General features: G+C 62.8%; 19 protein-coding genes and 1 tRNA gene. 4 read left to right on the top strand and 16 right to left on the bottom strand.

Going from position 1 to position 18,022, the window contains the following annotated elements:
- Positions 1 to 24: 24 nt before the first annotated feature.
- The 7 genes from hscB to trmJ form a co-directional block, all read right to left on the bottom strand.
- On the bottom strand, positions 25 to 546 hold the full coding sequence (gene hscB / locus AA0Z93_RS03400) for a co-chaperone HscB (RefSeq protein ID WP_413046389.1): 522 nt from the start codon (positions 544 to 546) through the stop codon (positions 25 to 27).
- Between the two features lie 8 nt (positions 547 to 554).
- Positions 555 to 878, bottom strand: a complete 324-nt coding sequence (gene iscA / locus AA0Z93_RS03405) for an iron-sulfur cluster assembly protein IscA (RefSeq protein WP_028695982.1) — start codon at positions 876 to 878, stop codon at positions 555 to 557.
- A gap of 42 nt (positions 879 to 920) precedes the next feature.
- Complete coding sequence (gene iscU / locus AA0Z93_RS03410; protein WP_296263032.1) at positions 921 to 1,307, bottom strand: Fe-S cluster assembly scaffold IscU; 387 nt, start codon at positions 1,305 to 1,307, stop codon at positions 921 to 923.
- Positions 1,308 to 1,354: 47 nt separating this feature from the next.
- Entirely contained in the window at positions 1,355 to 2,569 is a 1,215-nt protein-coding gene (locus tag AA0Z93_RS03415) for an IscS subfamily cysteine desulfurase (RefSeq protein ID WP_413046388.1), read from the bottom strand.
- Between the two features lie 42 nt (positions 2,570 to 2,611).
- Positions 2,612 to 3,103 (bottom strand): Fe-S cluster assembly transcriptional regulator IscR, encoded by a 492-nt coding sequence (gene iscR / locus AA0Z93_RS03420; protein WP_413046387.1) that lies wholly within the window; start codon positions 3,101 to 3,103, stop codon positions 2,612 to 2,614.
- A gap of 166 nt (positions 3,104 to 3,269) precedes the next feature.
- Positions 3,270 to 4,058, bottom strand: coding sequence for a serine O-acetyltransferase (cysE, locus tag AA0Z93_RS03425; RefSeq protein ID WP_413046386.1), 789 nt, complete (start codon positions 4,056 to 4,058; stop codon positions 3,270 to 3,272).
- A gap of 6 nt (positions 4,059 to 4,064) precedes the next feature.
- Entirely contained in the window at positions 4,065 to 4,823 is a 759-nt protein-coding gene (trmJ, locus tag AA0Z93_RS03430; RefSeq protein WP_413046385.1) for a tRNA (cytosine(32)/uridine(32)-2'-O)-methyltransferase TrmJ, read from the bottom strand.
- Between the two features lie 150 nt (positions 4,824 to 4,973).
- Here trmJ and suhB point away from each other — a divergent pair, with 150 nt between their 5' ends.
- Complete coding sequence (gene suhB / locus AA0Z93_RS03435) at positions 4,974 to 5,792, top strand: inositol-phosphate phosphatase (protein WP_296263025.1); 819 nt, start codon at positions 4,974 to 4,976, stop codon at positions 5,790 to 5,792.
- A 251-nt stretch (positions 5,793 to 6,043) separates the two neighbouring features.
- Positions 6,044 to 7,105, top strand: coding sequence for an SDR family oxidoreductase (locus AA0Z93_RS03440; protein WP_413046384.1), 1,062 nt, complete (start codon positions 6,044 to 6,046; stop codon positions 7,103 to 7,105).
- A gap of 333 nt (positions 7,106 to 7,438) precedes the next feature.
- On the opposite strand, the gene AA0Z93_RS03445 is transcribed toward AA0Z93_RS03440, so the two are convergent.
- The 6 genes from AA0Z93_RS03445 to queA form a co-directional block, all read right to left on the bottom strand.
- Positions 7,439 to 7,987, bottom strand: a complete 549-nt coding sequence (locus AA0Z93_RS03445; protein ID WP_296263021.1) for a glycine zipper 2TM domain-containing protein — start codon at positions 7,985 to 7,987, stop codon at positions 7,439 to 7,441.
- Between the two features lie 120 nt (positions 7,988 to 8,107).
- Positions 8,108 to 9,016 (bottom strand): protein translocase subunit SecF, encoded by a 909-nt coding sequence (gene secF / locus AA0Z93_RS03450; RefSeq protein ID WP_413046383.1) that lies wholly within the window; start codon positions 9,014 to 9,016, stop codon positions 8,108 to 8,110.
- A gap of 10 nt (positions 9,017 to 9,026) precedes the next feature.
- Positions 9,027 to 10,889 carry a protein translocase subunit SecD gene (gene secD, locus AA0Z93_RS03455; protein ID WP_413046382.1) on the bottom strand — a complete coding sequence of 621 codons (1,863 nt, stop codon included), beginning with the start codon at positions 10,887 to 10,889 and terminating at the stop codon, positions 9,027 to 9,029.
- 62 nt (positions 10,890 to 10,951) lie between these two features.
- Entirely contained in the window at positions 10,952 to 11,284 is a 333-nt protein-coding gene (gene yajC / locus AA0Z93_RS03460; RefSeq protein ID WP_028695973.1) for a preprotein translocase subunit YajC, read from the bottom strand.
- 60 nt (positions 11,285 to 11,344) lie between these two features.
- Positions 11,345 to 12,460, bottom strand: coding sequence for a tRNA guanosine(34) transglycosylase Tgt (gene tgt, locus AA0Z93_RS03465; protein WP_296263599.1), 1,116 nt, complete (start codon positions 12,458 to 12,460; stop codon positions 11,345 to 11,347).
- Between the two features lie 14 nt (positions 12,461 to 12,474).
- The gene (queA, locus tag AA0Z93_RS03470; RefSeq protein WP_413046381.1) at positions 12,475 to 13,524 is read right to left on the bottom strand and encodes a tRNA preQ1(34) S-adenosylmethionine ribosyltransferase-isomerase QueA; all 1,050 of its coding nucleotides are present in this window, start codon (positions 13,522 to 13,524) and stop codon (positions 12,475 to 12,477) included.
- A 107-nt stretch (positions 13,525 to 13,631) separates the two neighbouring features.
- Here queA and AA0Z93_RS03475 point away from each other — a divergent pair.
- Positions 13,632 to 13,716: transfer RNA gene (locus tag AA0Z93_RS03475), tRNA-Leu, on the top strand.
- Positions 13,717 to 14,033: 317 nt separating this feature from the next.
- Here AA0Z93_RS03475 and AA0Z93_RS03480 read toward each other — a convergent pair.
- From AA0Z93_RS03480 to nhaA, 3 genes are all read right to left on the bottom strand, one after another.
- Entirely contained in the window at positions 14,034 to 14,462 is a 429-nt protein-coding gene (locus tag AA0Z93_RS03480; protein WP_413046380.1) for a type VI secretion system amidase immunity protein Tai4, read from the bottom strand.
- Complete coding sequence (locus tag AA0Z93_RS03485; protein WP_413046379.1) at positions 14,462 to 14,962, bottom strand: type VI secretion system amidase effector protein Tae4; 501 nt, start codon at positions 14,960 to 14,962, stop codon at positions 14,462 to 14,464. The genes AA0Z93_RS03480 and AA0Z93_RS03485 overlap by 1 nt, the downstream gene beginning before the upstream one ends.
- A gap of 530 nt (positions 14,963 to 15,492) precedes the next feature.
- Positions 15,493 to 16,848, bottom strand: coding sequence for a Na+/H+ antiporter NhaA (gene nhaA / locus AA0Z93_RS03490; protein WP_413046378.1), 1,356 nt, complete (start codon positions 16,846 to 16,848; stop codon positions 15,493 to 15,495).
- Positions 16,849 to 17,350: 502 nt separating this feature from the next.
- Here nhaA and AA0Z93_RS03495 point away from each other — a divergent pair.
- Complete coding sequence (locus tag AA0Z93_RS03495; protein ID WP_413048355.1) at positions 17,351 to 18,004, top strand: trypsin-like peptidase domain-containing protein; 654 nt, start codon at positions 17,351 to 17,353, stop codon at positions 18,002 to 18,004.
- Positions 18,005 to 18,022 lie beyond the last annotated feature (18 nt).

Here is an 18,022-nt window from a genome sequence, read left to right on the forward strand (position 1 = left end):
GGCGTCATCACGGGTAACGCCGGGTTAATCGTCGAGGCGCTCTTCGAGCTGGCGCACTTCTTGGGAAAGCTTGTCGAGGAACTGCATGCGGCGCATCAGACGTTCGGCCTGCTCGCGCTCGGCCGGTACGTCCCAGCACTGCGCGAACTCGTCGTCGAGCGCGTTCTGGGCAAGCTTGAGCCGGCGCTTGAACGCGCCCACACCGTCGATGTCGGCCTCGTCCTGCAGGTCCTCGAGTTCTTCGCGCAGCTGCATCTGCTGAAGCAGGAACTCGGGATCGTGCACCGTGACTTCCTGCGGCACCTCGTGGCCACCGATGGCCAGCAGGTAGCGGGCGCGGCGCGGCGCACTGCGCAGGGTCTGGTAGGCATCGTTGAGGGCGGCGGACTTTTCCAGGGCCACGCGCCGCTCGCGCTCGGAGGCGTCGGCGAAACGGTCGGGATGGACCTCGCGGGCCAGTTCGCGGTAGCGAACGGCCAGCTTGTCGAGGTCCAGGCGGAAGGCCGGCTGCAGGTCGAACAGCGCGTAATGGCAGACAGTACCCACGTCAGGCCTCAGACATTGAAGCTTTCGCCGCAGCCGCACTCGCCGCGCACGTTGGGGTTGTTGAACTTGAAGCCTTCGTTCAACCCTTCCTTGACGAAGTCGAGCTCGGTGCCGTCGAGGTAGACCAGGCTCTTCGGGTCGATGATGACCTTCACGCCGTGGTTCTCGAACACCTGGTCTTCGCCCGCCAGTTCGTCGACGAACTCGAGCACGTAGGCCAGGCCCGAACAGCCGGTGGTGCGCACGCCCAGGCGAATGCCCTCACCCTTGCCGCGCCCGTCGAGGGAGCGGCGGATATGGTTGGCGGCGGCTTCTGTCATGCTGATAGCCATCGAAACTCCTTACCTCAACATCGGTGGTCGTCTACAGGCAGCTCAGACCAGGCCTTTCTTCTGCTTGTAGTCGCGCACGGCCGCCTTGATGGCGTCCTCGGCGAGCACCGAACAGTGGATCTTGACCGGTGGCAGCGCCAGCTCTTCAGCCAGCTGGGTGTTCTTGATGGTCTCGGCTTCGTCGAGGGTCTTGCCTTTCATCCACTCGGTGGCCAGGGAGCTGGAAGCGATGGCCGAACCGCAACCGTAGGTCTTGAACTTGGCGTCTTCGATCACGCCCTGCTCGTTGACTTTGATCTGCAGACGCATCACGTCGCCGCACGCCGGGGCGCCGACCATGCCGGTGCCGACATCGGGGTCTTCAGCGTTCATCTTGCCGACGTTACGTGGGTTTTCGTAATGGTCGATGACTTTTTCACTGTATGCCATGGTGCAATTCCTTCTTCATCAGGTGAGCCGCTCTTGCCGGCGGCTGCTTAGTGGGCAGCCCACTCGATCTTCGAGATGTCGACGCCGTCTTTATACATGTCCCACAGCGGCGACAGTTCGCGCAGCTTGTTCACGGCCTGGCAGACCTGCTGCGCGGCGTGGTCGATCTCTTCTTCCTTGGTGAAACGACCGAAGGAGAAGCGGATGGAGCTGTGTGCCAGCTCGTCGTTGCGGCCCAGTGCGCGCAGCACGTAGGACGGCTCGAGCGAGGCGGAGGTGCAGGCCGAACCGGAAGAGACGGCGATGTCCTTGAGCGACATCAGCAGCGACTCGCCTTCGACGTAGTTGAAGCTCAGGTTCAGGTTGTGCGGTACGCGAGCGGTCTGGCTGCCGTTGATGTACAGCTCTTCGAGGTCCGAGACCTGCTCGAAGAAGCGGTCGCTCAGCGCCTTGACGCGGGCGTTCTCGCTGGCCATTTCCTGCTTGGCGATGGCGAAGGCTTCGCCCATGCCGACGATCTGGTGGGTCGGCAGGGTGCCCGAACGCATGCCGCGCTCGTGACCGCCGCCGTGCACCATGGCTTCCAGGCGAACGCGCGGCTTGCGGCTGACGTACAGCGCGCCGATGCCTTTGGGGCCGTAGACCTTGTGCGCCGAGAACGACATCAGGTCGACTTTCATGTTCTGCAGGTCGATTTCGACCTTGCCGGCCGACTGCGCGGCATCGACGTGGAACAGCACGCCGCGCGAGCGGGTCAGTTCGCCGATGGCGGCGATGTCGTTGATCGAACCGACTTCGTTGTTCACGTGCATCAGCGAAACCAGGATGGTGTCGTCGCGCAGCACCGCCTCGACCATGGCCGGGGTGACGATGCCGTCGGCACCGGGTTCGAGGTAGGTGACCTCAAAGCCTTCACGCTCCAGTTGGCGCGTGGTGTCCAGGACCGCCTTGTGCTCGATCTTGGAGGTGATGATGTGCTTGCCCTTGGTCTGGTAGAAATGCGCCACACCCTTGATCGCCAGGTTGTCTGACTCGGTGGCACCGCTGGTCCAGACGATTTCGCGCGGGTCGGCATGGATCAGCTCGGCGACTTGGCGGCGGGCGTTCTCCACCGCTTCCTCGGCGCGCCAGCCGAAGGCGTGGGAGCGCGAGGCCGGGTTACCGAAGTTGCCGTCCATGGTCAGGCAGTCGACCATTTTCTGGGCGACACGGGGATCGACCGGGGTGGTCGCGGAGTAATCGAGGTAGATCGGCAACTTCATTGAATCTCTCCTATCAGGCGTTGGCGTCGCTCGTCGTCACGGTCAGTCGACGGCAGACGTCTCAATCTTGTCCATGTGCGCGCTATGGCCCGCTACACGGCGCAGGTCCTGGCGATGGGCAACTTCTTGCACCTCGCGGCGCGTGACGAGGTCGGCCAGGCTGATGCCACTGAGGAACGTGTGGATCTGCTGGCTGAGGTCGCACCACAAGTGGTGGGTCAGGCAGGTATCACCGGAATGACAATCTCCGAGCCCTTGGCAGCGGGTGGCGTCGACCGACTCGTTGACGGCGTCGATGACCTGCGCCACCTCGATGGTCGCCATGGCGCGGGACAGCTGATAGCCGCCGCCTGGACCACGGACGCTGGAGACCAGGCTGTTGCGCCGCAATTTGGCGAACAGTTGCTCCAGGTAGGACAGCGAGATGCCTTGACGCTCGGAGATATCAGCCAGTGACACTGGCCCGTGCTGCGCGTGCAACGCCAGGTCGAGCATGGCGGTTACGGCGTAGCGGCCTTTGGTTGTGAGTCGCATGGCTATGGGCACCACGGGAGTTACGGGATGTGTGCGATTATGCTATTTCCGAGCATTTGAGTCAACTATAAGACCTAGCGCTTTAGTCGGGATTAGCTCGGGAAGTGGTCGCGAGTGTAGCAGACCGCGGCGCAGGTGCACACGCCGCGGTGCCAGCATGGCGAAATCAATGCGGCCTGATGTCGCTGGGCGTCGCGGCCGCAGGCTCGACGAAATCTTCTTCGGGCAAGGCTGGCAACGCTTTGCAGCTGTAGTCGCTGCCCAGCCTGGTCAAGGCGCCGCACATCCCTTCCAGGCGCTCGTCCACGGCCTGCAGGTGGTCGAGCATCTGGCCGATGGCGCGCGCCACCGGGTCGGGCATGTCGCCGCTGACCCCATAGGCGTCGAAGCCGATCTTCTCGGCCATGGCCTTGCGCTTGGCTTCGACGTCGCTGCCCTCTTCGGGTTTAACGATGATGCGCCCCGGAATGCCTACCGCCGTGGCTCCGGCCGGCACTGCCTTGGTCACCACCGCATTGGAGCCGATCTTGGCCCCGGCCCCGACCGTGAACGGCCCCAGCACCTTGGCCCCGGCACCGACCACCACACCGTCCTCCAGGGTCGGGTGGCGCTTGCCCTTGTTCCAGCTGGTGCCGCCCAGGGTCACGCCTTGGTAGAGAGTCACGTCGTCGCCGATCTCGGCGGTTTCGCCGATGACGATGCCCATGCCGTGGTCGATGAAGAAGCGCCGGCCGATGGTGGCGCCAGGATGGATCTCGATGCCGGTCATCCAGCGACCGAAATTCGACACCAGGCGCGCCAGCCACTTGCAGTCGCGCACCCACAGGGCATGCCCGACACGGTGCAGCCAGATGGCGTGCATACCGGGGTAGCAGGTCAGCACCTCGAACATGTTGCGGGCGGCCGGGTCGCGGTGGAACACGCTCTGGATATCTTCACGCAGGCGTTCGAACATGGCTTTTCAGTCCTTCCGTTTATGCGGCTCGCCGCGCGCGACTTTCTGCGTCTCGGTGAGGATGCCGCGCAAGATGCTCATTTCCGAATGGTTGACCGTGCTGCGCCCGTACAGACGGCGCAGGCGCGCCATCAGGTGGCGGGGCTTTTCCGGGTCGAGGAAACCGATCTGCACCAGGGTCTGCTGCAGATGCTCGTAGAAGCGCTCCATCTCGTCCATGGTCGCCGGCTCTTCGCTGGCGTCGGCCTTTTCCGCGACCGGCACCGCCTGTTGCGCCGCCAACCAGGCGGTGCGCACCTCATAGGCGAGCACTTGCACGGCGGCGGCCAGGTTCAGCGAGCTGAAGTCGGGGTTGGAAGGGATGTGCACGTGGAAATGGCAGCGTTGCAGTTCTTCGTTGGTCAGTCCCGCATGCTCACGGCCGAACACCAGGGCGATCTGCTCGCCGCCGGCGGCCTGCTCGACGGTCTTGGCGCCGCACTCGCGCGGGTCGAGCATGGGCCACGGCAGGCTGCGATCGCGGGCGCTGGTGCCCAACACCAGGCTGCAGCCGACCAGCGCCTGCTCCAGACTGTCGACCACTTCGGCGCCGGCCAGCAGGTCGTCGGCGCCCGAGGCACGGGCGCTGGCCTGCTCGGACGGGAAGTCTCTGGGCTGCACCAGCACCAGGCGCGACAGGCCCATGTTTTTCATGGCACGCGCAGCGCCGCCGATGTTGCCGGGGTGGCTGGTATTGACCAGAACAACACGAATATTGTGCAACAAGGCGATGTGCTCACTGTGGCGGGTTTTGGGGGCAGCAATCTTACAGAAGCGACCCCGCCAACGCCACGCAGGCTAACGCGGCACTTTTGCCGACGCGGATTTCTGATAGAATGTCCGGCTTTCTTCTTTAACATTCCAGGTGACCCGACCATGCAGCCTATGCTGAATATCGCGCTGCGCGCCGCTCGCAGCGCCAGCGAACTGATTTTCCGCTCCATCGAACGCCTGGACAGCCTCAAGGTCGACGAAAAGGGCGCCAAGGACTACGTGTCCGAGGTTGATCGCGCCGCCGAAGACGCCATCGTCAAAGCCCTGCGCAAGGCCTACCCGAACCACTCGATCCAGGGTGAGGAAACCGGTTTCCACGCCGGTAGCGGCGAAGACGGCAAGGACTACCTGTGGATCATCGACCCGCTCGATGGCACCACCAACTTCCTGCGCGGCATTCCGCACTTCGCCGTCAGCATCGCCTGCAAATACCGGGGTCGCTTGGAACACGCGGTCATCGTCGATCCGGTTCGCCAGGAAGAGTTCACCGCCAGCCGTGGCCGTGGCGCCCAGGTCAACGGCCGCCGCCTGCGGGTCAGCTCGCGCAGCAGCCTCGACGGCGCTCTGCTGGGCACCGGCTTCCCGTTCCGTGACGACCAGATGGCCGACCTCGACAACTACATGGGCATGTTCCGCGCCCTCACCGGCCAGACCGCAGGCATCCGCCGCGCCGGCGCCGCCAGCCTCGACCTCGCCTACGTGGCGGCCGGTCGTTTCGACGGCTTCTGGGAATCAGGCCTGTCCGAATGGGACATGGCTGCGGGCGTGCTGCTGATCCAAGAGGCCGGCGGCCTGGTCAGCGACTTCAACGGCGGTCACGACTTCCTCGACAAGGGTCACATCGTCGCGGGCAACATCAAGTGCTTCAAGGCCATCCTCACGGCCATCCAACCGCACTTGCCCGAGCACCTGAAGCGCTGAGCCGCCACGTAGCACCGAGCCACCGCCCAGCCCGCCTGGTCGCGGCGGCCCGGTGCAGCGGCCCATCGGTCGGACTGCAGCGCAGTCCTTGGCCGAACACCTCGCCAGACCCTTTCCCCAGATCGACCCGGCAAGCCTCGCACTGCCGGCGCGCTCGCCCGCCCGAACCCCATCGCCAATCCGACGGAATCCACCCGATCACAGGCGGTCACCTGTAGGCACCCGATGACGATCACCTACAGGACAGCATCATGACCCAACTCGCATTAGTCGTAGGCGCCAGCGGCATCGTCGGCAGCGCCACCACCCAGCTGCTGCTGGACAACCAGTGGCAGGTCGCGGCCCTGTCCCGCAAACCGTCCACCCTGCCCGGCGTGATACCGGTCGCAGCCGACCTGCAAGACCCGCAATCGGTGCGCGACGCGCTGGCCGAGCTGCGCCCCACCCATGTGTTCATCACCACCTGGTCACGCCAGGCCACCGAAGCGGAAAACATCCGCGTCAACGCCGCCATGGTGCGTAACCTGCTCGACGCCCTGCGCCCGGGCAAGAGCGTGCAGCACGTCGCGTTGGTGACGGGCCTGAAGCACTACCTCGGTCCCTTCGAGGCCTACGGCAAAGGCACCCTGCCGCAGACCCCGTTCCGTGAAACGCAGGGCCGCCTGGACGTGGAAAATTTCTACTATGCCCAGGAGGACGAGGTCTTCGCCGCCGCCAGCCGGGACGGCTTCACCTGGAGCGTGCATCGCCCGCATACGGTGATCGGCGTGGCCGTGGGCAACGCCATGAACATGGCCACCACGCTGGCGGTGTATGCCTCGATCTGCAAGCACACCGGCCGGCCGTTCGTGTTCCCTGGCTCGCGCGTGCAGTGGGACAGCCTGACCGACATGACCGACGCCCGACAACTGGCCAGCCAACTGTTGTGGGCCGCCACTATGCCCGCAGCGGCTGACCAAGCCTTCAACATCACCAACGGCGACGTGTTTCGCTGGAAGTGGATGTGGAGCCGGATCGCCGAATACTTCGACATCCCCGCCGCCGACTTCCTGACCTCCCCTGCCCCGCTGGAAACGCAGATGGCCGACGACCAGCGCGCCTGGACGCAACTGGCGGCCGAATATGGCCTGAAGGAGAGCGACATCGCTCGTCTGATCTCGCCGTGGCACACCGATGCCGACCTTGGCAGGCCAATCGAGGTGGTGACGGACATGTCAAAGAGCCGCCTGCTGGGTTTCACCGGTTATCAGGCCAGCGACCAGGCGTTCTTCGATGCCTTTGATCGGCTGCGCCGAGAAAAGCTGATTCCTTGAGCGATGCGCTGCGGCGGATCGACCCGATCCGTTACCGTCGCTGACAGCCAGGCAAAAAATCCAGCACTATGGGAGGCAGTGCCGGCTCGTTAAGCAATGGGGGCCGCCTTGCGGCCCATCGCGGCTGAAGCCGCTCCCACAAGAGAAATCTGACTCTGTAGGAGCGGCTTTAGCCGCGATGGCCTGCAAAGCAGCCCCGTCGACAATTTCGGATTGGATGAAGGGTATCGCCCTGAGACGTAACGAATCTCAACCTGCATGCTGAAATGGGCACACGGATCAGGGGCCATCCTTCCTACCAATCGGCACTCAACAGCAATCCTGCCAACCGCCTCACTGCCCCGGCTGCGCCTGGCTCAGCACCAGTTTGCCGTTCTTGTCCAGCGGGATGCTCGAGCCCGGATCGCGGTCCATCTTGATCTGCCCCGCCTGGTCGCCGATGGTGTACTTGACGTTGTAGCCCACCACCTTGTCGCTGATGTCGTTGACCGTGTTGCAGCGGGTTTGTGTGGTGGTGTAGGTGTCACGACGCTGCATGCCTTCCTGCACCTTGTTACCCGCATAGCCACCGCCCACCGCGCCAGCCACGGTGGCCAACTTCTTGCCGGTGCCGCCACCCACCTGATTGCCCAACAGGCCGCCGGCCAATGCGCCGACCACGGTGCCGGCGATCTGGTGCTGGTCCTTGACCGGCGCCTGGCGCGTCACGGTCACGTCCTTGCACACTTCACGCGGCGTCTTGATCTGCTGCTTGATCGGCTGCACGTCGGTCACCTGAGCGTACTCCGGACCTTTGTTGACCAAGCTGTAGGTAGCAAACGCCCCACCGGCCGTCACCGCCACGGCACCCAGCACCGTCCCTACCAGCATTGATTTGTTCACGTGAACCTCCTGATCTATCCAGCGGGTCCGCGCCCGCGCTTGTCCCAGCCTTGGAGCAAAAAAAAAGCGCGAGTTCAACACTCGCGCCTTTCGTTTCGCCCAATGGCGTAGGACTTTTGCTTACGGACGATCGTCCACACCTTCAGCTTTGACCGGAGGAATCAGGTCTTCACTGTTCAGGTTCAGCCAGATCAGCACCACGTTGGCGATATAGATCGACGAGTAGGTACCGGCCAGCACGCCGATGAACAGCGCCAGGGAGAAGCCGAACAGGTTGTCGCCGCCGAAGAACAGCAATGCGGCGATGGCCAGCAGGGTCGACACCGAGGTGGCGATGGTGCGCAGCAGGGTCTGGGTGGTCGAGACGTTGATGTTCTCGATCAGCGATGCCTTGCGCATGACCCGGAAGTTCTCCCGCACCCGGTCGAACACCACGATGGTGTCGTTGAGCGAGTAACCGATGATCGCCAGGACCGCCGCCAGTACGGTGAGGTCGAAGGTGATCTGGAAGAACGAGAGGATGCCCAGGGTCACCACTACGTCGTGGATCAGCGAGATGATCGCACCGACCGCGAACTTCCACTGGAAGCGGAAGGCCAGGTAGATGAGGATGCCGCCGAGCGCGAGGAGCATGCCCAAGCCGCCTTGGTCACGCAGCTCTTCACCGACCTGCGGGCCGACGAACTCGACGCGCTTGAGGGTGGCCGGGTTGTCGCCGCCGGCCTTTTTCAAGGCGTCGGCCACTTTGCTACCCAGTTGCGGATCGTCGCCGGGCATGCGCACCAGCAGCTCGGTGGTGGCACCGAAGCTCTGCACGATGGCTTCGTGGAAGCCCGAGCTGTTGAGTTCCTCACGCACGGCTTTGAGATCGGCCGGACGCTCGTAGTTCAGCTCGATCAACGTACCGCCGGTGAAGTCCAGGCCGAAGTTCAGACCCTTCTGCCACCAGCTGAACAGCGCCAGCACGGTGAGCAGTACGGTGATGGCGAACGCGCTGTTGCGCACGCCCATGAAGTTGATGGTTTTCATGGTTATTCCCTCAGACCCACAGCTTCTTGATGTCACGCCCGCCGCAGGTCAGGTTGACCATGGCACGGGTCACCATGATGGCGGTGAACATCGAGGTGAAAATCCCGAGGGACATGGTGACCGCGAAGCCCTTGACCGGGCCGGTACCCATGGCGAACAGGATGCCGCCCACCAGCAGGCTGGTCAGGTTGGCGTCGATGATCGCGGTGTAGGCACGGTTGAAGCCTTCGTGGATGGCGCGCTGGGCCGACATGCCGCTTTTCAGCTCCTCGCGGATACGCGAGAAGATCAGCACGTTGGCGTCGACCGCCATGCCCATGGTCAGGACGATACCGGCGATACCCGGCAGGGTCAGCGTAGCGCCCAGCAAGGACATCAGCGCCAGCAGCAGCACCATGTTGCCCGCCAGGGCGATGGTGGCGATCACGCCGAAGCCGCGGTAGATGGCGATGATGAACAGCGAGACGAACAGCATGCCCCACAGCGACGCATCGATACCCTTGGTGATGTTGTCGGCACCCAGGCTCGGACCGATGGTGCGCTCTTCGGCGAAGTACATCGGCGCGGCCAGGCCACCGGCACGCAGCAGCAAGGCCAGCTCGGACGATTCGCCCTGGCCGTTGAGCCCGGTGATGCGGAACTGGCTACCCAGCGGCGACTGGATGGTCGCCAGGCTGATGATCTTCTTCTCTTCCTGGAAGCTCTGGACCGGCACTTCCTTCTCGACGCCGTCGACCGTCTGCTTGACGTAACGGGTGGTCGGCTTCTGCTCGATGAAGATCACCGCCATGCTGCGCCCGACGTTGCTGCGCGTGGCGCGGCTCATCAGTTCGCCGCCATGGCCGTCGAGACGGATGTTGACCTGCGGACGACCATGCTCGTCGAAGCTGGCCTGGGCATCGGTGACCTGGTCACCGGTGATGATCAGACCGCGCTCGACCGGTGCGGAACGGCCGCCCTCACGGAACTCGAACACTTCGCTGGTCGCCCGCGACGCGCCGGGCTCGGCACCGAAGCGGAACTCCAGGTTGGCGGTCTTGCCGAGGATACGCTTGGCTTCGGCGGTGTCCTGCACGCCCGGCAGCTCGACCACGATGCGGTTGGCGCCCTGGCGCTGCACCAGCGGCTCGGCGACGCCGAGTTCGTTGACCCGGTTGCGCACGGTGGTGAGGTTCTGGCGGATCGAGTATTCACGGATTTCGGTGACCTTGGCCTGGGTCAGCGCCAGACGCAGCACGGCGAGGTCGTTGCGCTCGGAAGTGGTCAGGTCGAAATCGTTGAAATTCTTACGCACCAGGCTGCGCGCCTGTTCGCGGGTGGCGTCGTCGGCGAAGCCGAGCATGATGCCGCCGTCTTGTTGCGGCAGGCTGCGGTAGCGGATGCGTTCCTTGCGCAGCAAGGTCTTCACTTCGCCTTCGTAGACCTTCATGCGCGCGCTCATGGCCTTGTCCATGTCCACTTCCAGCAGGAAGTGCACACCACCGGACAGGTCCAGGCCCAACTTCATGGGGCTTGCGCCGATCTTGCGCAACCACTGCGGGGTGGTCTGCGCCAGGTTCAGGGCCACGACGTAATCGTCGCCGAGGGTCTTGCGCACCACATCCTTGGCCGGCAGCTGCGCTTCCTGGTCGCTCAGGCGAATCAGGCCACTGCCCTTTTCACCCAGGCTGGCGCCCTTGACCGCGATACCGGCGTCGGTCAGTGCCTTGCTCACGCGATCCAGGTCGGCCTGGTTGACCTGCAATGCCGAGCTGGCACCGCTGATCTGCACGGCCGGATCGTCCGGGTAGAGGTTGGGAGCGGAATAAATGAAACCGATCGCCAGTACCAGCACGATCAGTGCGTATTTCCACAGAGGGTATTTGTTCAGCATCACGCCGCCCGTTCAAGACGCGGGGCGCGTTGCGCGCCCCGACTGGAAAAAAAATCGCTGCCTCAGATCGCCTTGAGCGTACCTTTGGGCAGGGTGGCCGCGATGGCGCCCTTCTGGAACTTCAGTTCGACGGTGTCGGACACTTCCAGCACCACGAAGTCATCGGACACTTTGACGATCTTGCCGGCGATACCGCCGTTGGTGACAACTTCGTCGCCTTTCTGCAAGTTGCCCAGCAGGTTCTTTTGCTCTTTCGCACGTTTGGCCTGTGGACGCCAGATCATCAAGTAGAAGATGACCAGGAAACCGACCAGGAAGATCCACTCAAAACCAGCGGGGCCGGCAGCAGCGGGTGCAGCGGCGTCCGCGTAGGCGGCGGGAATCAGAAAGCTCATGTGACACTCCAGTTGCTAGCGTTATGCAAATACGGGGGTTTGCAATTCGGTGAAGAACACTTAGTCCAAAGGCGGCACGGGAAGCCCGCGCTTGGCGTAGAAGGCGTCGACAAAGGCGGCCAATTTACCCTGTTGAATAGCCTCGCGCAAACCAGCCATCAGGCGCTGGTAATGGCGCAAGTTGTGGATCGTATTCAACATGCTGCTGAGCATTTCCCCGCACTTGTCCAGGTGGTGCAGATAGGCGCGGGAGAAGTTGCTGCAGGTGTAGCAATCGCAGGTCGGGTCCAGTGGCGATTCATCGTGGCGATGGAACGCGTTGCGGATCTTGATCACGCCGGTGTCGATGAACAGATGGCCGTTGCGCGCATTGCGCGTGGGCATCACGCAGTCGAACATGTCGACGCCGCGGCGCACACCCTCCACAAGATCCTCGGGTTTGCCCACCCCCATAAGGTAACGAGGTTTGTCAGCGGGCATCTGACCCGGCAGGTAGTCGAGCACCTTGATCATTTCGTGCTTGGGCTCGCCCACCGACAGACCGCCGATGGCCAGCCCGTCGAAACCGATCTTGTCCAGGCCTTCGAGCGAGCGCATGCGCAAGTCTTCGTGCATGCCGCCCTGGACGATGCCGAACAGCGCCGCAGTGTTGTCGGCATGGGCATTCTTCGAGCGCTGGGCCCAACGCAGCGACAGCTCCATCGACGTGCGCGCCACGTCGTGCTCGGCCGGGTACGGCGTGCATTCGTCGAAGATCATGACGATGTCCGAGCCCAGGTCGCGCTGCACCTGCATGGATTCTTCCGGACCCATGAACACCTTCGAGCCATCGACCGGCGAGGCGAAGGTCACGCCTTCTTCCTTGATCTTGCGCATGGCGCCCAGGCTGAATACCTGGAAGCCGCCGGAGTCGGTCAGAATCGGGCCTTTCCACTGCATGAAATCGTGCAGGCCGTTGTGCTTCTTGACCACCTCGGTGCCTGGGCGCAGCCACAGGTGGAAGGTGTTGCCCAGAATGATCTCGGCGCCAGTGGCTTCGATGTCTCGTGGCAGCATGCCCTTGACCGTGCCATAGGTGCCGACCGGCATGAACGCCGGAGTCTCGACCGTGCCACGGGGGAAGGTCAGCCGACCGCGACGGGCCTTGCCGTCGGTGGCCAGCAGTTCGAACGACATTCGACAGGTGCGACTCATGCTTGATCCTCGGGGCCGCGCGGCGCCGGATTGCGGGTGATGAACATGGCATCACCGTAACTGAAGAAGCGGTACCGCTGTTCGACCGCCGCCGCGTAGGCGGCCATGGTCTCGGGGTAACCGGCGAAGGCCGAGACCAGCATCAGCAGCGTGGACTCGGGCAGGTGGAAGTTGGTGACCAGCGCGTCGACCACGTGGAACGGCCGACCGGGGTAGAGGAAGATGTCGGTGTCGCCACTGAAGGCCTTGAGCACGCCATCGCGCGCGGCACTTTCCAACGAGCGCACGCTGGTGGTGCCCACCGCCACCACCCGGCCGCCGCGCGCGTGGCAGGCAGCCACGGCGTCGACCACGTCCTGGCCGACTTCCAGCCATTCCTTGTGCATGTGGTGGTCTTCGATCTTGTCGACCCGCACCGGCTGGAAGGTGCCGGCGCCCACGTGCAAGGTGACGAACGCCTGGTGCACACCCTTGGCGGCGATCTGCGCCAGCAGGCCCTGGTCGAAATGCAGGCCGGCCGTAGGCGCGGCCACGGCACCGGCGCGTTCGGCGTAGACGGTCTGGTAACGCTCGCGGTCGGCGCCTTCGTCCGGACGGTCGATATAAGGCGGCAGCGGCATGTGGCCGACGCGCTCGAGCAGCGGCAGCACCTCTTCGCCGAAACGCAGCTCGAACAAGGTGTCGTGGCGCGCCACCATCTCGGCCTCGCCGCCACCGTCGATCAGCAACTGGGTGCCGACCTTGGGCGCCTTGCTGGCGCGCACATGGGCCAGCACGCGGTGGCTGTCGAGCACGCGCTCGACCAGCACTTCCAGCTTGCCGCCAGAGGCTTTCTGGCCGAACAGCCGCGCCGGAATCACCCGGGTGTTGTTGAACACCATCAGGTCGCCCGGGCGCAGATATTCGAGCAGATCGGTGAATTGCCGATGCGCCAACGCCCCGCTCGGCCCATCGAGGACCAGCAGGCGGCTGCCGTGGCGCTCGGCCAACGGATGGCGAGCGATGAGGGAATCGGGGAGTTCGAAGGAGAAATCGGCGACGCGCATGATCAGGTTCGGTTCGACAAAGCCGGGAAGTCTAGCCCACTGAGTGAAAATTGACTATGAAACACGATTGACCGACGGACGGAGCCTCTCTATACTGCGCCGCGTTGGCCCTGATGGCGGAATTGGTAGACGCGGCGGATTCAAAATCCGTTTTCGAAAGGAGTGGGAGTTCGAGTCTCCCTCGGGGCACCATGTACAACGCTTCAGACTTCCCCAGGAAGCCCGGAGCAACGAAGAAACCGGCCATCGAGCCGGTTTTTTTGTGCCTGTCGTTTTGCTGAGTTTCAGGTGATTGCCAAACCCATCGCTGTGACGTAATCCGGTGCTGACCCCACGCCGTCAGATCCCGCGCCGCCTTTGTTGCCTGGCTGACGCTCATGGCTCATGCCCTATGGAAATGGCAATCGGCAGCTAGCCTGTCACCCATGCGCCGCCGAGGTTATGGCAAAACCAAAATGTAGGCATCGTGCCCAGCAGTCGAACCTGTACAGGCCCGCTACTGTTGGGCGTTAAGGGTTGTCCTGCCTGTACGTATGACCGGGATTGATGACCACTTCCTTCGTCAGCGCGTCCAACTCGTCGCTGTGATACAGATCCAGGCATTTCAAGAAATCGAACCTGACGCCTTTGACTTCAGCCTCGACCAGTGGATTTTTATAATCCCGGGCCAGATAACTATTCACCAAGGCTTTGACCGCGTCCGGACTTTTCTCCAAGTCGTAGTACGTCCAGTCACGCAAGGCACTCACACTACTCCCGGCATCCGTCGAGGCGCCTTTCTCATTCTGGTAGGCGTTTGCCACACAGGTTGCGAACACCATGTCCTTATAGTTCTGCCCATAACTTCGCTCGTTACCCTGTGGGGACGCGTGAACATCGGTTGCGCAGGCCAGCGGGGCGGTCAGCGTACACGCCAGGAAACCCAAGAAAAGCCTCATTAAATCAAGCTCCAGAAATTCGCCCGGTCCGTACGATAATTGACACCTGGCTCATTGAAATAACAATGGTCGTAGCACGTGGTGCCATTGAACAATGTCGCATGGCCTTGCGCGTCCCCCCAGCCAGACACTTCAAAAAGGACGACCCCCTTTTTGCCAGCCAGTGCGCCGCCGTCAGAGGGGGGATATTTGACCACGTCAGGCTTGCCCCACGTGGACTCCAGGAAGGTGATCAGATTCTTCACCCGGAAAAAATATTGCCGTTGGTCCCCCCCTGACACCGTCTGCCCCGGAATCTTGGGAATGGTAAGCCCTGCCTGGTTGAGGATGTAGCTCATGCGCACGGCGCAGGTATTGCTCCACTTCTGGGAGGGGTCTGGATTATTGATATTTTTTTCGACATACCCGCCTATCAGGGTGGCAACCTTTAGCCCCGAGTTGGCAGGGTCATAGATTTTTTGAGACGCCGCCCAAGCAACTGCGAAAGAAGGCCTAGCCATTATGCATCCTTGCTGAAAAACCACTGATGACGGTAATTGGAGTGCACGGCATTAGGACTGGGGCTTGCTCAATACGACCCCACGCGCGTGACATGTGAAAATCTATCACTGCGTCCAAGAGACCGGCAAGTCGCGCGAATTGCTTCGATCCGGTCAGTACAGACCATCGGATTTGAGCAAAGACAGCCCGCGCCAACCCAGTACGCTTTGCCTATGGGGCATAACACTCTACCTGCTCTAAACCGGCCATCCGAGCAGAGGTCGTTATCAATTAGCTATGGCTGAGCGTTCGATTTCGCTAGTGCAAGCTCAAGCTGACTTGTCCTGCGCTGAACACCCGCGCTCCTTATTTCACTGCTGCCTCCATGTACTGCATTGCCTGTTGAGCATCCCTGTATTTCCAAATCGACATGCAACAGGCGACTGCGAAATCATTGAAAAGGCCAAGGGCGCGGCTGCTCTCTTGGCTCTTCGATTACTTTGCCATCCCTCGACCATTGGGCAGGGTTGACCGCAATAACGCCCTGGCGCTACTTCCCACCCCCGATCTTCCACTTGAAGTGCACCATCCCCCACACCAGGCCGATCACCGCCGACAAGGTCGACGCGCACAGCACGCTCAGTTTGGCCACTGCCAGCAGATGGGCATCGTCGAAGGCCAGGCCCGCGATGAAGATGGACATGGTGAAGCCGATACCGGCCAGCAAGCCCACCAACACCACCCCACCCCACTTCACGTTCTGCGGCAAGCTGCACAGGCCGCTGCGCACCAGAACGAGCGTGGCGAGGAAGATGCCTACCGGTTTGCCCAGCACCAGCGCCATGACCACGCCATAGGCCACGGAGAAGCTGATCGGTACGTCCAGTTGTGCGCCTTGCACGTTCACCCCGGCGTTGGCCAAAGCGAACAGCGGCATGATGGCGAACGCCACCCAAGGATGCAGGCGCTCCTGTACCCGCTGCACCGGGGGCACCACCTCGCGTTCGGCCAGGCGAATCTGCTTGAGCGGCGTGGAGACCTTCTTCTCGCCTTGGTCGACGCGGTGCAGCAGGTCGCGCAAGGCTTTGGACATGAGGTCCAGCGGCCGCTCGTGGGACGGTGCTGAACGCACCGGGGTGATCAGGCCCAACACCACGCCGGCCAAGGTCGGGTGCACGCCCAGTTTGAGCAGGCCGGCCCAGACGATCGCGCCCGGCACCACATAGGCCCAGGCCGTGCTAATGCCCATGCGCTGCATGAGCAGCACCAGCGCAAGGCCTGCGCCGGCGATGCCGAGCCCGGCGAAATCCAGACTGGCGGTGTAGAACACGGCGATGATCAGGATCGCGGCGATGTCGTCGATGATCGCCACGGCCAGCAGGAAAATACGCAGGTTGGCCGGAATCGACTTGCCCAGCAGCGCCAGCACGCCGACGGCGAAAGCGATGTCGGTGGCGGTCGGCACCGCCCAACCATGGCTCGAGGGCAGGCCCCAGTTGTAGGCGAGGTAGATGCCGGCCGGTACCAGCACGCCACCCAGGGCGGCGCCCACGGGCAGGGTGGCCATGCGTGCGTTGGACAGGGCGCCGTCCTGTATTTCCTGGCGTATTTCCATACCGACCACCAGGAAGAAGATGGTCATCAGGCCATCGTTGACCAGGAAGTGCAGGGACTGGCCCAGGCTCAGCGAGCCGATGCTGAGCACTACCTGGGTGTGCCAGAAAGCTTCATAAGAGGCGCTTGCCGAACTGTTGGCCCAGATCAGCGCGGCGATGGCGGCGATGACCAGCGCGATACCGCTGACGGCTTCGATGTGGGCGAAGCGCTCCAGCGCTGCCAAAGCCTGGCTGGTGAGACGCTGCGGACGGGGGATGACGGTGGATGCGGGGATATTGGGTGCGGGCACGTTGACGCCTCACCAGCGGCCCGACCGGTGTTGGATATTTAACCTGCGAGCCAGCGACATGCCTTACGCACCCGGAGCGCATTGTAGGCGGAGCGCGGGCTGGGTGCAAAATGTGTCGCTTGGCAATGGAGCCGATTTCCAGCCTGGAAGTTAGTTGCAGATTTTTCTTACAGAGGCATAGCTGCAAAAGCACGTGCCCGGCGATGGCCGGCAACGGCGGCTCGCTGGGCTCAGACCAGACCGCCCGTGAGGGCTTGAGCAGATACAGCGCTTCTACGAAAAATCCGTACAGCCTGCGCTCTTTGGCATATGGCATACCACTCAGCGGTTTCTATGCCTGTCATCGCCAAATTCGATTGGCAATAGCCATATGCCACCATTACTCTCCATTCCATTGGGTCTAACCCGAAAGTAATGCGTGCCGATAGCGTGTCGTCGCGCTGTCCATCCACCCTCCAGAAGCCAAACCATGAAAGCAACTGTGCCCTGCCTCGCAGCAATGATGCTGTTGAGTGGGTGCAATGGAATGCCCACCAGTTCGTTCGCTTCAAACCCCACCTACGATCAAGCGTTCGTCGTCTATTCCGGCGGCCCGGTACCGTTGCTGATGATGGCGTCGGCCATCCAGTGGAACGAGGACTACGCCGTCACGGCCAAGCACACCCCGTTTCTTCCAGGCGTCGTGCATGAAGGGCTGGGCGATATCGTGTTCTTCCGCCACAAGGCCAAGCAGATTCCGCAATGGCGCCAGTTCGTGCCGGGCGAGTCGGTCACTGCCGTAGGCTTCAATGGGCTGGCGATGCCGGTGCAGGGCCATGGCCACGCATTGACCTCGCTGGTGCGTCTGCCGGGCACCGGTGGCGGCGTGTTCTATTCCGTGCATGACGGCCCGCTGGTCAAAGGCATGTCGGGCGGGCCGTTGTTCGCCGACGATGGCAAGGTGGTCGGCATCAATGTCGCTTACATCGCCAAGGACGGTATCGATGCCGCTCGCCGTCCGGACCTGGCCAACGCCAAGCGCATCAGCGTGTTCATGCCCTATGCCGAGATAGACCGGGAATGGCAACGCTACCAGTACAAACTGGCGCACCAGGGCGCCGAGCCGAAACGGCCGCAGCCGATCGCGGCGCTGGTCGCCAAGGCGCCCGGCAGTTGATCGCCAGCGGTCGCACCT

It is taken from the genome of Pseudomonas phoenicis, assembly GCF_047302395.1.
Lineage (GTDB): Bacteria > Pseudomonadota > Gammaproteobacteria > Pseudomonadales > Pseudomonadaceae > Aquipseudomonas.

Excerpts from the sequence above, each read along its gene's own strand:
- secD (WP_413046382.1), bottom strand. The coding sequence starts at position 10,889 with ATGCTGAACAAATACCCTCTGTGGAAATACGCACTGATCGTGCTGGTA.
- cysE (WP_413046386.1), bottom strand. The coding sequence starts at position 4,058 with ATGTTCGAACGCCTGCGTGAAGATATCCAGAGCGTGTTCCACCGCGAC.
- yajC (WP_028695973.1), bottom strand. The coding sequence starts at position 11,284 with ATGAGCTTTCTGATTCCCGCCGCCTACGCGGACGCCGCTGCACCCGCT.
- suhB (WP_296263025.1), top strand. The coding sequence starts at position 4,974 with ATGCAGCCTATGCTGAATATCGCGCTGCGCGCCGCTCGCAGCGCCAGC.
- AA0Z93_RS03480 (WP_413046380.1), bottom strand. The coding sequence starts at position 14,462 with ATGAGGCTTTTCTTGGGTTTCCTGGCGTGTACGCTGACCGCCCCGCTG.
- AA0Z93_RS03415 (WP_413046388.1), bottom strand. The coding sequence starts at position 2,569 with ATGAAGTTGCCGATCTACCTCGATTACTCCGCGACCACCCCGGTCGAT.
- queA (WP_413046381.1), bottom strand. The coding sequence starts at position 13,524 with ATGCGCGTCGCCGATTTCTCCTTCGAACTCCCCGATTCCCTCATCGCT.
- AA0Z93_RS03440 (WP_413046384.1), top strand. The coding sequence starts at position 6,044 with ATGACCCAACTCGCATTAGTCGTAGGCGCCAGCGGCATCGTCGGCAGC.
- AA0Z93_RS03485 (WP_413046379.1), bottom strand. The coding sequence starts at position 14,962 with ATGGCTAGGCCTTCTTTCGCAGTTGCTTGGGCGGCGTCTCAAAAAATC.
- secF (WP_413046383.1), bottom strand. The coding sequence starts at position 9,016 with ATGAAAACCATCAACTTCATGGGCGTGCGCAACAGCGCGTTCGCCATC.
- iscA (WP_028695982.1), bottom strand. The coding sequence starts at position 878 with ATGGCTATCAGCATGACAGAAGCCGCCGCCAACCATATCCGCCGCTCC.
- AA0Z93_RS03495 (WP_413048355.1), top strand. The coding sequence starts at position 17,351 with ATGCTGTTGAGTGGGTGCAATGGAATGCCCACCAGTTCGTTCGCTTCA.
- iscU (WP_296263032.1), bottom strand. The coding sequence starts at position 1,307 with ATGGCATACAGTGAAAAAGTCATCGACCATTACGAAAACCCACGTAAC.
- iscR (WP_413046387.1), bottom strand. The coding sequence starts at position 3,103 with ATGCGACTCACAACCAAAGGCCGCTACGCCGTAACCGCCATGCTCGAC.
- tgt (WP_296263599.1), bottom strand. The coding sequence starts at position 12,460 with ATGTCGTTCGAACTGCTGGCCACCGACGGCAAGGCCCGTCGCGGTCGG.